The following is a 14,280-nucleotide window of genomic DNA, read 5'->3' as shown; positions in this document are numbered from 1 at the left end:
ACCAAATGAAACCGCTTTCGCGTCACTCAACTGCGGCATCTACGCCCCCTCGATGTACAAAGTCGAGGCATCCGAGCCGGTGCCCAGCTCAATGCGGCGCACAGAAGCAGATGCAACTAGCTCGGCTACCTGACCTTGAAGCGCTTGAATCTGCTGACGCTGGTTCTCCACCAGCTGCTGCAACGATGTCACCGCCGACCGTTCGGCCTTCGCCTTCATCTGCTCCGTGGCCCACTCGCGGGTTGCGTACCCAGAAAAATCAGGCGTATCCGCGCCTTCCAGGGCAGAGACCCGCTTCGAAAGTGCGTCCACGCTACTTGACTGCGCCAGAGGCTCCACAGCCTTAGACACTCGCTCATCCACGCCAGCCGCCGACACAGACTCATCAGCCTTAGCCAGCGAAGATTGAACATCGTCAGATAGCTGGTTGCGTGCCCACCCAGTTTCCGGCGCGCCCACTACGGTGTTTTGGGCTGCGGCCTCGGCACGCGCTGCAGCGTCTTTCGCAGCAGCAACCTGAGCGGACATCGACTCCTGCAGCCTGGTCTCGATAGCGTCAGCAGTATCAGCGACCGTAGCCTCAATGCGCTGCTCCGCCTCAGCAATCTTCGTTAGTGCAGACTCGACACGGCCAGTCACGTCCGGCGAGTAATCCACCTTCGCTTCCAGCTGGTCTTTCAGGTTCACCCGCCCAGACAACGGCAGATCAATCTCCCACACCTCATACACGCCAGAAACCGCCAGCTCTACCCGAATACGACCGGGGTCAAGCTCCGGAGTCTCAAAAGTCCCCTCTTCGAGGCGTTGCCTGTGCAGCTCCCGGGTGACAATCTCCGTGCCCTCATACGATGGCCGTGACTCCACAGACGAAACCGTGACAGTGCCGCTCGACCGCTCGCGGGCTTCATTGATGAAAGTCCCATAAAGGATGGTCATGATTCACCTTCTTCTTGGTCAAAGACTCCCGGGTCGCCCGGATCTACGCTGGACATCACGCGAGTACTGGACTGTTTCTGGGCAAGGAGGAACGTGTAACCATGCCCTCCAAGCAGGTACCGCCAGCGTCCTGCGTCCTGGAACACCCTGATAGTCACGCCGTCCTGGGCTTCATACGGGCTAATCACCAGCGGCAGAATGTCCATCACTGTCGCCTGGTCTTTCGCCGCCCACCCGGTAGCCCACGACTCAGCGAGCAGTGAACCGTCAGCGCGGTAGGCTTCCAGCCACACCCGCTGCCAGTCCCCTCCCAGAGCATTCGTGCCTGACACTCCGCACTTGGCTGTAATCAGCCACGAACCCGGAGTCTTTAACACCAGCCCGCCGTCCGTGTCGATTTCCACACCGATGAGAGGCCCGACCTGCTCAGTGAAGGGAATCTGCATGCGGGTCCCTGCGGTTTGGTCGCCGCGGTACGTCAAATTCTTTGAACTAAACACATGTCCACGGCCACGCTCGTCCCACAGGCTCTGCGTTTTACTCTGCTGGTCGGTGATAGCGGTCGTGAGATCCGGTAGGTCACCTTCAGAGCCTGTGAATGCCTTCACGAGGGGGCTGATGATGGAACTCTTCAGCCCCTGAAGGAATCCGTTGCGGGCTTCCTCTGCTGCTGCAGTGATACCAGTCAGCGCCTGCCGACGGACAAACGCCTCGTCATACGACGCCAACTCCTGTAGCCCCGAAGGGTTCAAAGAGCCCTCCGGCCGTGGATTGCTGCCACCAGGTGCAATGCCCATCAGAATCCCCGCCTTTCTAGCTCGGCCTTAATTTCTTGCTTTGCTTGGTCATCGAGTACATCGAGCATGGCCTGCACTCTGGTTGGCTCCATGCCTTCGGGTCGAACGCCGGGTTGCTCGGCTTTTACCCATTCGCCGCCTAGTGAATCCCAGACGCTGCCGTCCTCCGGTGGTTTCGGTGGCTTGTAGTAAATCTGTTGCTCGTCCAAATGCAGGCGCCCACCGCAGCGGTAAATCTGCTCGGAGATATCCTCGAGCACCTTGCGCGGGAACAGCAGTGGTACCTGGGAGTTGGAAATGTTGACCAGCATCCACAGGAACATCTCGCGCGGATTGTCTAGGTCGCAGTTATCCTGCGTCGGAATCGACATTTATATCAGCCCCAATTCCTTGATTGATGCGAAGAAATCACGAGAAAGACCCAGTAGATAGTCCACTGGGTCTTGATCTGTTTCTTCGTCGCCGGTGGTGATTTCCCACTGGTGCGGTTGCTCGGCTGACTGGGTGAGCACGATTGAGCTGACTTGCTCAACGACCACCCTGCCTTCCTTTGAGCCGGGTATTTCCCCGCCAACACGGTCGCCGAGGAAGAAGTGTCCTTGGCCGTTATCGCCGACCAGGTACGGCGCTCCGTCTTGGATGTTCATTGTGTGGGCGGTGCGCTCACGGGTCTTAAAGAACCCGCTGCGCAGCGCGATGAGTGAGGACAGCGTGTAGGCCTTATCTGCCCCGTCCTCGAAGTTCTCAAGGTAGTGGTCCCAGCCGAGTTTTCTGGTTCGAAGTGGGTTTTTCACGCTCATGAAAGCGCCCAGCACATCCTCGTAGAGTGGTGCGGCTGCGCCGTCGACGATGGAGCCCAGACCCGGCTGCAGAATAAACGACCCGAGGATGTTGAACACCAACTTAGTAGCAATGCTGATACTTTCGTTGATGCCCGGAGCCGAATGCCCACCAACCGTAATCTGGCCTACCGTCGCGGGCTGCCACGTGAACCGCGTCGATGCCGCAGTGTTGTACGGCTCGTTGGTGCGGTAGACCACCCATGGTTGTTTCGGTGCGATACCTAGCCAGCCTGCGAGGGTGTATTCCTCCGCGTCCTCGTACTTCTGTAGATGCACGCGGGCTTCATCCACCAGGTTCTCAGCCAGCTCCACGCCGGTGCGCACCAGGCCACCAGCGATGGTGCCACCAACGCTGGTTTGTTCCCACCAACCGGACTTGTCCACGATGTCGACAATCAGTTGGCCATCGCGCTTCAACCCAGCGCCCGGCCACGGCTGCGGGTCTCCGGTGAACCACCTGTCCAGCTTCACCATCAACCGCCCATCCGCCAGAATGGGCTTAGCAACCTCATCGAACGTTTTGAAACGAGAGGACACTATGCACCACGGCGAATCATCCATGAGCAGCGAGCTGGGTTTGACTAGCATTGGCCAGTCCTTGTAGTTCAGGCCACGCACCCATGACTTGAAATCCAGTGGGTCATCCGGCAACTGCCACAGATTGCCGAAGTGCCTAAACAGGTTCATGAACAAGGTCAGTTTCAGCACATAGGCTGCTGGGCCTGGCATGACCCACGCCTTCGGGAACTGCACCCCAGCAGGAGTCAGTGGGTTAGGCCACAGGTCAATGTGCTTCAGCTTCTCGTAGTCATGCAGGAAGTTGAGGGTGACAACACGGTCTCCGTCCTCATCCTGCTCCGACACACAATCCGAAAGCGTGCCACACCAGCGAGCACCGTCCTTATCTAGACGGACATGCACATTCTGCTTATCCCGCTTCCAGTACTCCGCTACCCACCGGGCAATATGATGCTCAGCCGGCAAAGTGATGTGGCCCGGGCCAGTGTCATTCTTCTTCCACTCAAACGACAGATCGCGCTCACCGAATACCTGCCCACGGTACTTCCAGTCACCGTCATAGATATGCACCGCCGGGGGCTTCCGGCGCAGGTCATCCCGCTTCCTTCTGGCCTGCATCGTCGACGAATAAATCCGCTGAAGCGCAGCATAGTTCGCCTCCGCCATCGTCTAACCTCCCCACGGTCTCGTGTGCTGCGGCTCCACAATGATTTGTGCAGTCGCGCCCGCGATATTGCCGATACGCCCGTAGGTTTCACGGATAATGCGGGCAACGAAATCAAATGTCAACTGAACCGCAATGTCAGGAACAATCGGGTCGAGCCAGTCTGGCTTCACGCCGTTGATCCACTCGGTAATTTTCTCCGCAATGGCCTCCGGCGTGAGCGCCAGGAACTCCGACAGCCCAATCGCGTCGACTAGTTTTTCTAGTTTCTCGCCAATCCAGATGCGCCACGTTGTGGGCAGGTCGAACGGCAGCAGCGGAAACGGGTCAACATAAACGGGAAGCTGTGTCGGCGGTAGGTGTGGCGGGAGCTGGTTCTGGAAGAACTGACCGTTCATCTGCGCCCACAGCAGTGTCCCGTCGTTGGTGGTAATCATCTCCTCGAACGGGTCTGTGTCCACCAGCACTTCCCTGCCATGTGGCTGGAACGGCAGATAAACGAACCGGTCCAGGCGCTTATCAACCGGCGTTGACAGGTCAATATCCGGCAAACCATATTTTGCGGGCGCTGTGAGTACCCACTTCGGCCATGCAGGAACATCACCCGGATTCGTTACCGTCACGCTATCCGACGTCCAGTTAGAGCCGTCAAATACGAACTCGTCCGTAATCGGCTGAGACTGCCAAAACGGGTTAGCAGCCACCACCACAATCTGCATCTGCATATTCGCCTGCTCGTGCGGGTCAAGGTTGTTCTCCACCTCCGGGGCTTCCGCTAGCCGAACATTCAACCAGCGGCGTCCCGACAACTCCGTGTCGCAGATGAGCTGAAACTCCCGCTCCGCAGACAGGGAGCGGCGGAAACGGGAATCCACCCGCGCCCAATCCCCACCGGTATCCCCGGCGATGTTGAGCCGCAGCACAACGTTACGTTCCGCATAGTTGATTCCACGGAACGATTTACCGGGCTTGCCGGCAACACCCCTGTACACCGTGGAAAATGGCGCATCAAAAAGTTCACCGACAGCGCCCTCGCGCAACCTTACTGGGGAGCCGATGGACCGCGGCCCATGAATATGCCACTCAACTCCATCAACTCCCCTAATGGTGATATTTGCTTGCTCAGCCAGCATTAGCGGGCACCTACCTTCCCCTTCTTAGCCTTCTCACGGCGATACAGCGACTGCATCTGGCCGAAATCACTAGCGTTGAACACGTACGTGTCACCAACCGGCTGTGTGCCGTAGCCTGCTTCCGGGCTGAACCGGGTCTGAACCGAATCCTCGAGAACACCGCGTAGTTCTGCGAGTTCCGAGTTCTCCGCGATCATCGCCGGGTTCAGTCGGTTCATGCCGAAGGCGTTCATGACCTCTTCGACTTGGCCGACGCCGATGTCGTACACGCCGAGGGTTGCTTCTGCCAGCGCGTTGCCGATACCGGATGTGACCTTGCCCGTGTACCACGACGCCACATCACCGGCGACACCGAATAATCCCTCGATTGGCACCATGCCGGCCATGCCAGCAACACTCGGCGGAGTAGGCAGACCTGGAACGCCCAGCATCGACGGTGTGATTCCAGCCCCAGCCAGAGCGACGTCAGCGCCGGCAGCACCCGCCGTCAACGCCGACCGAGCACCAGTGCCCGCCAGCTGGAAACCGGCAGCAACACCCATCGACGCCAACTGCGAGAACGTATTGGACGCACCATAGAGGTTCTGCGCCAACATATCCCGCATGCTGCCGGACAACTTAAACTCCGGCACCGCATTCAGTGCGCCACCCACCGCGTCACGCAACACCTGGTCACGTACCGCGTCAGGGCCAGCGTCGTTGAGAGTTTTCGCCATATCCGGGTCAGCGTCAACAGAATCACTGTTAATGACCATCTCACCCTGCGACAGCCACGCGAGCACATCATCTAGATTCTTGCCATTACCGCCATAGACCATGCCGCCCTTCTTAAAGCCCGGCGCGCTTTTGAGAAGGTTTCGGTTCCGTTCTGGGTCGTATACGAAATAGCCCGTGTCGAACGCGAGATTGCCTGCTTTATCCAGCTTTGTGGCATAGCGGTCCGGGAACGCAGAGCGCTGAACCTTCTGCGCCGCGTCGCCCGGTTGCATGCTCTGCCAATCGAACTTTTTCAGTTCGCGGTAGAACATGACCGCGGAGTCGTAGGGGTTCATCCTCTGCGCTACGGTTCCCCACGCGCCGTTGTCACGTTGCTGGAACAGGCCAACGGAATCATGGTCGGAGCCAACAGCGTCATGACGATACTGAAGCGACTCTGGAACTGCGTTGTTCGCGTACATCAGCATCGGGTCGCCGGACTCAACCAGCGCTGTCGCGAGCGCAATTTGTGTGGCATCGAACGGGGCTTCGTCGCCAGGGAAATTCTGGTCGATTGCAGCGCGGGCAATCTCGTGGGCGAAAAATCCCTCACCCCACTCTGGCGGAGGTGGGGTGGGGTTCGCCTCAATCGCTGCATCAGCGACACTGGCGTTGTCGTCGATAGCGCCTGTGGGAACCGAATCAATCTCGACTGGCTCGGCTTCAACATCGACTACAGCGTCCTGCGCTTCTAGCTGCGCGTCCGCCGCGTCCTCAATCTGCTGCTGTGCCTTCTGCCCGTCCGGGTCACCCTGGGTGGCCTGAACGAACATTTTGCGGGCAGCAACAATGATTGGCGGAATCTCGTCCGGGATGCCGAACACACCAAGGATGTCCTTGATGTGGCCAGACACGAACGCCTTGGCCATATCGCCGATAGCGTCAGACCAGGTGGTTGCTTCACCAGTGGTGCTGGTGTCGACCATGCCGGCCTGCTCCGCCTTGGCCGCTACATCGTCGTCCAGTGGCACCATGTTCGGGTCAGAACCGGTAGCCGCCGTAGTCGACGTGGTGGCTGTAGCCGAGCCGCCAGTGGTGTCGGAGAAATCAACCTCCGGTACCTCAGCCACAGCATCATCCATACCGGTTGGACCGGTGTAGCCCGGCGCCGCGGGGATCCATGCGTGGTGTGTGAATTGTGGGTGGTTCCATGGGACTGCGCCGCCGCCGATGGCTCCGCCGCCGTTTCCTCCGCCCATTTCGACGTTGGTTCCGTCCGGCAGAGTACCGGAGGTGTGGCCGAATTGTCCGCCGCCGTTGTCGTACCAGCCGACGCGGTAGGAGCCTTCTGGACCCATGCCGATGTTTGCCCCGTTTGACCGGAGCCATGACAGCTGCGAGCTGGTGGAGAATTTGCGTGGCCACGGGTTCAGACCGAGCATGAACGCGGCGATGTTGCCCTGGGTGTAGGAGCAGTCACCCCACGCGCCGTCACGCCCTGGGAAGTTTTCATATGGTGCGCCTTGCAGTGAGCGTTCGGCCTGTACGCCGGCGACGTTGTCGCCTTCGACGAATCGGCGGACTTCTGCTGCTGTGCGGATACCACCGTTGGCGAATGCGCGGACTGCGCTGCCCTTCGGCCCCGTACCACCAGGCGTGGTGGCATCAACGCGGTTGCCGTCATTATCGACCAGCTGCAGGCCGAAGATTTTGGCAACATCGTTGAGAATCGCGGTGGAGCGCCCGCGCTTCGACCGAGCAAGTGGGATGTAAGCCTCACCGCCGGTCTCTGGTTCTGCCCATAGTCGCCAGTCACCTGCGTTTGCGATCTGTGCGACGTGCTTTTCGCGGCGGTGCCCGCCGTTGGCGTACTGCTCCAAACGTCGGATGCCGCCGTTGGCGTAGGCGGTGATACCACCGTCGACTAGGGCGATGCCGCCGTCGCCGAGCGAAATGAGGCCTTGGACAGCGCCAGGCAGGATACTGCGGATAGCGTTGCCGACAGTTCCGGCCATTGACTTAATGCCGTTGATGAGGCCTTGGATGATGGCCTTACCAGCGTTGACGAGCCAGGAGCCAGCGTTGGAGAACGCGTTGCGGATGTTCTGCGGGAACTGCTTGACGTGGTTCCACGCCTCATCAATCTTGGCCTTGACCGAGGACGCGAATTCCTGCAGCTTCGACACCATGGACTGCACCGCGTTAGCGATAGCAGTCTTAATGGCTTCCCATACGGCCTGGGTGGTTGCCTTGATTGCTTCCCAGGCGTTGGAGATTAGGTTCTTGATGTTCTCCCAGGTGGAGGACACGAACCCGGTGAATGCCGACCATGCGCCGGAAATGAACGACGAGATGGCATTCCAGATTGTAGTGACAGCGTTCTTAATACCGTCCCATACGCCCTGGATGATAGTGAGGATAGTGTTCCACACCGTTGTGACGATGGACGTGAACATTGTCCACGCTGCCGAGAAGAACGCGGCGATACCGTTCCACACTGTGGTGACAACCGTCTTGATGACGTTCCACACGGTCTGGAACACCAGCACAATGCCGTTCCACACCGTCTGCACCAGCGAGGTGAAGATAGTCCACGCGGTAGTGAAGAACGTCTGGATACCATTCCACGCGAGGATGACAATGTTCTTGATGCCTTCCCAGGCAGCGCTGAAGATGCTCTTGACGAACTCCCAGTTCGCCTGAACCTGCGCCTTGTATGCCTCCCACACTGCCGCGAACCACTCAGTGATGGCGTTCCAGGCGTTGGAGATAGCGGTCTTAATGCCCTCCCACGCCTGCGAAACAGTGTCCTTAACCGAGTTCCACTTCTCAGAGAACCACTCCGGAATACCGTTCCACACGTCAACAATCGTCTGCCATGTGTCCTGCGCCCAGATTTTGATGCTCTCCCAGGCCCTGCCCAAGAACTCAGTGAAGTCTGCCCAGATTTTCTTACCGGTCTCCGTCTGGGTAAAGAACCAGACCAGACCAGCGACAACAGCTGCGATAACTGCAACGACCGCGCCAAACGGGTTCGCTGAGATCACTGCTCCGAGAGCCTTGAAGCCACCAGCAGCAAGCTTGAGCCCTCGCACTAAACCGCCACCAATAGCTTTCGCAGCAGATGCGGCGTAGCGCGGCATGTCCTTCATCAGACCAATAAAATCGCCGCCAATGATCTTGCCAAAGTTCTTGAATGCGGCAGCAGCTTTCTTAACTCCGCCGAGTTTGGCAAATGACGTTGCCAACTTGGAGACGTTGGGGGCAACTTTAGTGATCGCTCCACCGAGCCCACCAAGCACATCTTTGAAAACCAGCGCAGCCCCGCCAGGAAGCTTTAATAATCCTGCAGCCGTTTTTGCGGTGCCTCCGAACTTACGCAGGGAGGAAGCTCCCTTACCCAACGGGCCAAGCACTCCGTTGACGGCTTTCATACCAACAAACGCGGTGACAAGTGCGTTCACAACGCCCTGGTTCTCGCGCATCAGGTCACCGACAGTCTGCAGAATTGGCGCAAGCACATCCGCAAGCAGCGGCGCTACTACACCTAGTGCGCCGGTAATAGACACAATCGAGGCGGTCATTCCGGCTTCACCCAGCGACATGCCGACATCCATCAGTGCCGGCATGATGTCCGCAGCAGCCTGCCCAATCTCACGCAGGGAGCCGCCTAGCGCCCCGAACAGGCCGGAGGCGTCCTCACCACGCAGGCCAGCTTGAAACTCGCTCCAATTCTGGCGCACGTCATCGAGCATCGCCATGACCTCATCGGCCTGCTCACGGGTGCCAAACGCCTTAAACATGTAGCCCTCGGTGTCCACACCAGTCTGCAAGTACTCAATACCAGCCTTAACTTTGGTGTTTACGTCATCGATTGACTTGCCGAGCGCGGAGAAAACCTGCGGCCCCATCTTGAACGGCGTCGCAAGCAGCGTCTCGCCGAAACGCCCCAAAGCGGCATCAACATTCTTTAGCGCACCAGTGAACGTCTCGCCCTGTGCCTGCGCCTGGCCGCCGATGGTTTTATCCATCGCTTCCTGCAAATCCTTAAAGCTGATTTGCCCCTTGGAAGCCATTTCCTGGATTTCCTCGCCAGTCTTACCCAAATGGCGAGCCAAAGCCTGGGTTGCTGGAATGGAGTTTTCTTCCAGCTGCATGAGCGTATCGCCCATCACCTTGCCCTTATTGATGGCCTTGGTGAAGATTGGCGCAACCTCGGAAAACTCCTTATTCGAAAACGAGGCGGCATCGGCGATAGTGGAGAGCACACCGGTCATCTCCCTGCCTGGCTTAATGCCAGCTGCCATAGCCATAGCCGCGGCATCCGCAGCCTCCGATGTAGCGAACGCAGTGCCTGTCACAGCCTTTGTGACGCTATCCATCGCCGCATCGACATCAGCCGCGCTGTCCGCAAGCGTGGACAACTTAGCTCGTGCCTGCTCGATAGCATTCAGGCGGCCAAAACCCTTCTGCAGAGCACGCCCCAACGTAGCGCCAGCAGCCGCGCCAGCGCCCAGCGCGCCCTTCTTCATCGCAGACTTAAGACCCGCAGACAGCTTGGAGCCGATCTTCGAGCCATGAGACGTTGCCTTCGGCTCAACGCCAGACAACTCCTGGGAAATAGCCGCACCAATCCCCTTCGCCGAGGGAATGATCTCCACGTATGCGGTCGCAAGATTTGTTGCCACGATGACCTCCTACACTCCGAGGAGTTTCGCGAGCTCCTCAGCTGGCACCTTCGTAGTGCCGCCAATCTTCTTTCTGTCGACGCCGTCATCAACGCCAGGTCGTTTGATGGGCTTCGGGAATTTACGACCCTTCTGACCATCCGGGGTTCTCTGCCAAATCAGAATCCGCAGATAATCCGCATTCAGGGCCAGCAGCTGCTCCTGCAGCCCCCACATCGCGTCCTCGCCAAGCTCCGCGCGAACAGACGCAGAGCCGTGGTCGAGCCCTGAGACGAAAGCCACGAGATCGCCCCAGGTGTAATCGGGGGCTGGAAACCAACGCAGCCTCATCCCGGCATTGATGAGGTCTGCTTCCAGCGCCCGCCGTTTCTCACTGTCCTCGAGCCTGTCGACCAGGCTTAGGATTCCCCCTGGGTGACGCCTGCGTCCTTCTGCCACTCCTCGACAAGCTTTTCGATGTCCTTCATGCCCATCGTGTCGATGACAGCCAGCGCCTTATCATCGGCGGCGAGCTCGAACATCTGGAAAAACTGCTCCTCATCCGGCAGCTTGCGGAGCTTACGGATAACGCCGAACGGCAGCTGGTCGAACTTCGGCAGCGTGAACTTCTTGCCGTCGAACTCGTGGTGGAACTTTTCAAGAGCCATAGAAACTGTCCTTTTTATATGCAGTGAATAGAAGAAAAGAGGGGCGGTGACTTCCCTAAAGCGCGACCGCCCGGCGCGCTGCCTAGCTACTGGTCGCTAGTTTCTGAGCCAGTGTCACGGCCAGACGTTTCAGCCCCGCCAACCGGCGCCGCAGCAGTGGACTGAGTGGTGTAGACCTTGTTGCCCTGCTTATCGACAAACGCCTCCACAGTGACCTCAACCGACATAACCGCCGAGTGGGTCATCTGCAGCTCACCGGTCTCGATGATCTGGCCATCGGGGATGAACTTATCAATCTTGGTGTCGCCGTCGAGTACCTGGATCATGAAGGACTTGTGCGGCAGAACCTTGGAGTTCTGCTTGACTTCGACCTTGCCGTCAGAGCCAACGGTGACGTTCTCGTCTCCGTAGATGAGCTTCAGAACCTCCGGGTTGCCGAGCTCGAAGAACGAGAATGCGAAGGTCTGGGTGTGGTCGTTCTGCAGGACGCGCACGGTGTCGCCGCCCCATGCCTTGACCTTCTCGGTGTCGCGCTCGTTGGCTTCGGTTACGCCGTCTTCGGAGATGAAGCCGACGTGTGTCCAGCCTTCTGCCTTGAGGTCAGCGCCTGCCTTCGGGTACTCCTTTGGGTCGGTGATGAGGTCCTTGACCCACAGGCCGCCGGCAACATCAGGGATACCGGCGAGAACATTCTTGGTGTTTCCAAGTGCCATGGTTTTCTCCTTAAAAATGAGTAAAACCCCGACTGTGTTAGTCGAGGTTTGTTGCAATCATCAGCTGCCCGGAGAATTGGTACCGGGTCAGTTTTGAGGTTGGGTCAGGGAAGTTCGCGGGTCCGGCTGATTCTTTCCACCACCGCACCCATGCGTCCCCAACCATTGTTGTGCGCGCCGCGAATAAGGCTTCGCGTGCTTTGTTTGCCATGTTTGCCGCTTCTGCTGGGTCAGCCGCGTATGCGGCCACAGCCAGCATTGCGGCGTCGGTCACCAGGTTCGACATGATGCCGCCGACACGATTGACCCGGATATACGGTGCTGTGACGTCACGAGGTGGTGTCACATGCGCCCGGAATCCAGCGTCGCGGAGAATCTGTAGTGCGACTTTTTCCGCAGAACGAATAGCCACCGGTTATCGCCCCGCGTCCAGTGCTTTGAGCAGTGTGTTGTTTTCCGCTGTGTCCTTGGCCGCATCATACGACTCGGTAATCACAGAGACACGGTGACGGGTCTTACCGGAGTAGGAGGACACCTCGTAGCCGGAGCCCGCAGCGTTGGCGATAGCGCGGCCGCGGGCTTCCAAATCGGCTACTAGGTTGGCGTCTTTGCGCATCTCTGTAAAAGCGGAGTTGTGCAGCTTCAGGCGCTTGACGTTGAACTTAAGATCCATCGCGGTCACCTACTCTTTTGAGTCTGACTTCTACGAGGCCGGGGCTGAACCAGGGGTTGTTATCCCAATTGGACGGTTCACCAACCAGGGTGAACTCGCCAACCCCAGGAAGGCGAACACGGTCACCGGCATGAATATGGGCTTCCACCGGGGCGTAGAGTGTGGCGTCCCACTCCACTTGATAGACGTGCCCGTCTGGTCGGCCTTCCACGCGCCCGCCGACGTACCAGCCAAAAACGGTGACGGTTTCCGGTGTTCCTGGCACCTCAATTTCATCGTCGAACTCGTTGACCTTCACGGCACGCCGCAGTACCTCAACGGCATATTCGCATTTGTACGGACTAGTCATCGCGCCCCCAACCACCAACCAGGCCGGAGTGTTTCACCGCATGCTTCACACGGTGAGTTCACCGACCCCATCAGGTACGGGCAGCCCTCGTAGTCACGCACGCACCGCGACGGACGGTCGGCAATCGTGTCGATACCAAACGCCCCATCCGTATTCGATGCTTTGCAGAGATCCTGCAGCTCCGTTATCTCCGATGGGAAAAACAGCGAGCGCCGCGACTGCCGGTTATCGAACGACAGGTTTTGTGCGAATGGGCCAGCCGACATTTGCCGCTGCGTGATACCACCGGAGCCGGACTCCGCCCAACGGAGAATCGCGCCACGGATAATCGCCGCTGCAGCATCAGCGAATGCGAATTCCTCATCGTCGATGCAGGGCGCTACACGCCTGGCGAGCGCCAAACCATCACGGATAAGAATCTCGGCCTGTTCGGTGGGGATGTCCTTGTTGAAAACGTGGATGTCCTCAACGGTGATGATGACTGGCATCACTTCCTCCTCCCCTAGCAGCAGAGCTGCTATTCAGTAGCTGTCTTCGAACGCGAAGTCCGCCGCGTGGTTTTCTTGGGCGCGTCGATACGCTCCCATGTGCCCTCCGAGAGCAGCTCCTGGCCGCGCTCATCACACACAGACACCTCGACGCCGTTCGCCTTGTTGACAAGCTTCATCGCTCTAGCCCTCGCTACCGAGCTCGTAGGCAACGAATGCGTCCTTGTCGAGAATTGCCCAGCCGAAGATAACCTCCGTCAGGAAAGCCACCGCGTTGCGGCGCTGCAGGTCACCATTGCCGAACGGGTCACCGTACTCGATGCGCTTGAGGGAAATATCCAGAGCGCGACCGAAACGCAGAGCATTCCAATCGCCACCGAACGCGCGAACCTTCGTGTCCGCCGATGCGTCCATCTGGCCAGACACCGAGCGGGACACAGCCACAGGCTGGCCTGCGTAGTTAGTGACCTGGCCGCCCATCGGAATCTCCGGGTTCAGGCGACGGCCTTCCTTATCGCGGGCATTGGCCAGCATGGACACCATGCGCGGGTCCATAGCGAAGCCGGTGAAATCGCGTGCAGTGGAGCCGCCGACAACAAGGTCGTAGCCCTGCCATAGCTCCGAGTCCGCGGTCTCCGGGGTGCCGGCAACCTTAACGCGGTTAGTGGTCTGGTTGATGAACTCCGGGTTGCCGGACAGTGCGGCGCCGTCGGATGCCTGGCGGCCGTGGATGATTGCAAGGTCAATCTGGCGGGCAAGAGCTGCCGACAGTTCCTCGCTCATCATGTCCATAGTGTTCGCCGGGTTAGCCACCAGAGTCTCCATAGAAAACTCCAGGCCCACAACAGCCTTAATCGGCTTGATGGACTTCGCGCCAACCTCGAACTCGGAGTCCGGCTTGTTGCCCAGCTCGCCGACAATCGACGCGGACGGGCGCTTAGTCAGCACCGGGATGATGTTCTCACCCAGAATCACCGGGTGAGCCTTCGCCAGCGTCGGCACAATCGACTGTGCGGTCGCTGCGTTCCAAATCTCATCAGAGACGCTGCGGGGCAGCAGCGCGGAGCCGCCGTTTCCCCCAGTCAGAGTCTCTGCAGTCAGAGTAGCCATAATGCTACCTGTCCTTTCTGCCACA

Annotated in this window: 15 protein-coding genes; all 15 read right to left on the bottom strand. The window is 58.8% G+C overall.

Translation table 11 applies throughout. The features are described 5' to 3' along the window. Positions 1 to 39: 39 nt before the first annotated feature. The 15 genes from HMPREF3130_RS06915 to HMPREF3130_RS06850 all read right to left on the bottom strand — a co-directional run bounded on the left by HMPREF3130_RS06915 (position 40) and on the right by HMPREF3130_RS06850 (position 14,255). Positions 40 to 936 carry a hypothetical protein gene (locus tag HMPREF3130_RS06915; RefSeq protein ID WP_070429615.1) on the bottom strand — a complete coding sequence of 299 codons (897 nt, stop codon included), beginning with the start codon at positions 934 to 936 and terminating at the stop codon, positions 40 to 42. Then, positions 933 to 1,733, bottom strand: coding sequence for a hypothetical protein (locus tag HMPREF3130_RS06910; RefSeq protein ID WP_048731081.1), 801 nt, complete (start codon positions 1,731 to 1,733; stop codon positions 933 to 935). The genes HMPREF3130_RS06915 and HMPREF3130_RS06910 overlap by 4 nt, the downstream gene beginning before the upstream one ends. After that, positions 1,733 to 2,104: a phage gene 29 protein family protein gene (locus tag HMPREF3130_RS06905; protein WP_048731083.1), complete on the bottom strand. Its 372-nt coding sequence runs from the start codon at positions 2,102 to 2,104 to the stop codon at positions 1,733 to 1,735. Before HMPREF3130_RS06905 ends, HMPREF3130_RS06910 begins: the two co-directional genes overlap by 1 nt. After that, a complete protein-coding gene (locus HMPREF3130_RS06900; protein ID WP_065419890.1) occupies positions 2,105 to 3,760 on the bottom strand; it encodes a Gp37-like protein in 1,656 nt (551 codons plus the stop codon). It lies immediately after the preceding gene. Between the two features lie 3 nt (positions 3,761 to 3,763). Beyond that, positions 3,764 to 4,891, bottom strand: a complete 1,128-nt coding sequence (locus HMPREF3130_RS06895; protein ID WP_070429614.1) for a phage tail family protein — start codon at positions 4,889 to 4,891, stop codon at positions 3,764 to 3,766. Then, entirely contained in the window at positions 4,891 to 10,275 is a 5,385-nt protein-coding gene (locus HMPREF3130_RS06890) for a tape measure protein (protein ID WP_070429613.1), read from the bottom strand. Before HMPREF3130_RS06890 ends, HMPREF3130_RS06895 begins: the two co-directional genes overlap by 1 nt. A 9-nt stretch (positions 10,276 to 10,284) precedes the next feature. Next, positions 10,285 to 10,557 (bottom strand): DUF5361 domain-containing protein, encoded by a 273-nt coding sequence (locus HMPREF3130_RS11240; RefSeq protein WP_141737791.1) that lies wholly within the window; start codon positions 10,555 to 10,557, stop codon positions 10,285 to 10,287. Between the two features lie 116 nt (positions 10,558 to 10,673). After that, complete coding sequence (locus HMPREF3130_RS06880) at positions 10,674 to 10,922, bottom strand: hypothetical protein (protein WP_048731094.1); 249 nt, start codon at positions 10,920 to 10,922, stop codon at positions 10,674 to 10,676. 86 nt (positions 10,923 to 11,008) lie between these two features. Next, a complete protein-coding gene (locus tag HMPREF3130_RS06875; protein ID WP_048731096.1) occupies positions 11,009 to 11,635 on the bottom strand; it encodes a phage tail tube protein in 627 nt (208 codons plus the stop codon). 37 nt (positions 11,636 to 11,672) lie between these two features. Continuing rightward, the gene (locus HMPREF3130_RS06870; RefSeq protein WP_048731098.1) at positions 11,673 to 12,047 is read right to left on the bottom strand and encodes a DUF3168 domain-containing protein; all 375 of its coding nucleotides are present in this window, start codon (positions 12,045 to 12,047) and stop codon (positions 11,673 to 11,675) included. A gap of 3 nt (positions 12,048 to 12,050) precedes the next feature. Next, positions 12,051 to 12,308: a hypothetical protein gene (locus tag HMPREF3130_RS06865; RefSeq protein ID WP_053084322.1), complete on the bottom strand. Its 258-nt coding sequence runs from the start codon at positions 12,306 to 12,308 to the stop codon at positions 12,051 to 12,053. Then, entirely contained in the window at positions 12,298 to 12,657 is a 360-nt protein-coding gene (locus HMPREF3130_RS06860) for a hypothetical protein (RefSeq protein WP_048731100.1), read from the bottom strand. The genes HMPREF3130_RS06865 and HMPREF3130_RS06860 overlap by 11 nt, the downstream gene beginning before the upstream one ends. Continuing rightward, entirely contained in the window at positions 12,654 to 13,145 is a 492-nt protein-coding gene (locus HMPREF3130_RS06855) for a hypothetical protein (RefSeq protein ID WP_053084323.1), read from the bottom strand. The genes HMPREF3130_RS06860 and HMPREF3130_RS06855 overlap by 4 nt, the downstream gene beginning before the upstream one ends. A 29-nt stretch (positions 13,146 to 13,174) precedes the next feature. Next, positions 13,175 to 13,324: a DUF7302 family protein gene (locus tag HMPREF3130_RS11365; RefSeq protein WP_160309997.1), complete on the bottom strand. Its 150-nt coding sequence runs from the start codon at positions 13,322 to 13,324 to the stop codon at positions 13,175 to 13,177. Between the two features lie 4 nt (positions 13,325 to 13,328). After that, positions 13,329 to 14,255, bottom strand: a complete 927-nt coding sequence (locus HMPREF3130_RS06850) for a phage major capsid protein (RefSeq protein WP_048731102.1) — start codon at positions 14,253 to 14,255, stop codon at positions 13,329 to 13,331. Positions 14,256 to 14,280 lie beyond the last annotated feature (25 nt).

The sequence above is a fragment of the Corynebacterium sp. HMSC14B06 genome (genome assembly GCF_001807075.1).
Classification (GTDB): domain Bacteria; phylum Actinomycetota; class Actinomycetes; order Mycobacteriales; family Mycobacteriaceae; genus Corynebacterium; species Corynebacterium jeikeium_D.
The sequence above is the reverse complement of the archived record's forward strand: the minus strand, read 5'-3'. Positions and strand labels throughout refer to the sequence as shown.

Bases quoted from the DNA above. Each gene is read 5' to 3' on its own strand.
- HMPREF3130_RS06915 (WP_070429615.1), bottom strand. From the start codon at position 936: ATGACCATCCTTTATGGGACTTTCATCAATGAAGCCCGCGAGCGGTCG.
- HMPREF3130_RS06910 (WP_048731081.1), bottom strand. From the start codon at position 1,733: ATGGGCATTGCACCTGGTGGCAGCAATCCACGGCCGGAGGGCTCTTTG.
- HMPREF3130_RS06905 (WP_048731083.1), bottom strand. From the start codon at position 2,104: ATGTCGATTCCGACGCAGGATAACTGCGACCTAGACAATCCGCGCGAG.
- HMPREF3130_RS06900 (WP_065419890.1), bottom strand. From the start codon at position 3,760: ATGGCGGAGGCGAACTATGCTGCGCTTCAGCGGATTTATTCGTCGACG.
- HMPREF3130_RS06895 (WP_070429614.1), bottom strand. From the start codon at position 4,891: ATGCTGGCTGAGCAAGCAAATATCACCATTAGGGGAGTTGATGGAGTT.
- HMPREF3130_RS06880 (WP_048731094.1), bottom strand. From the start codon at position 10,922: ATGGCTCTTGAAAAGTTCCACCACGAGTTCGACGGCAAGAAGTTCACG.
- HMPREF3130_RS06875 (WP_048731096.1), bottom strand. From the start codon at position 11,635: ATGGCACTTGGAAACACCAAGAATGTTCTCGCCGGTATCCCTGATGTT.
- HMPREF3130_RS06865 (WP_053084322.1), bottom strand. From the start codon at position 12,308: ATGGATCTTAAGTTCAACGTCAAGCGCCTGAAGCTGCACAACTCCGCT.
- HMPREF3130_RS06860 (WP_048731100.1), bottom strand. From the start codon at position 12,657: ATGACTAGTCCGTACAAATGCGAATATGCCGTTGAGGTACTGCGGCGT.
- HMPREF3130_RS06855 (WP_053084323.1), bottom strand. From the start codon at position 13,145: ATGCCAGTCATCATCACCGTTGAGGACATCCACGTTTTCAACAAGGAC.
- HMPREF3130_RS11365 (WP_160309997.1), bottom strand. From the start codon at position 13,324: ATGAAGCTTGTCAACAAGGCGAACGGCGTCGAGGTGTCTGTGTGTGAT.
- HMPREF3130_RS06850 (WP_048731102.1), bottom strand. From the start codon at position 14,255: ATGGCTACTCTGACTGCAGAGACTCTGACTGGGGGAAACGGCGGCTCC.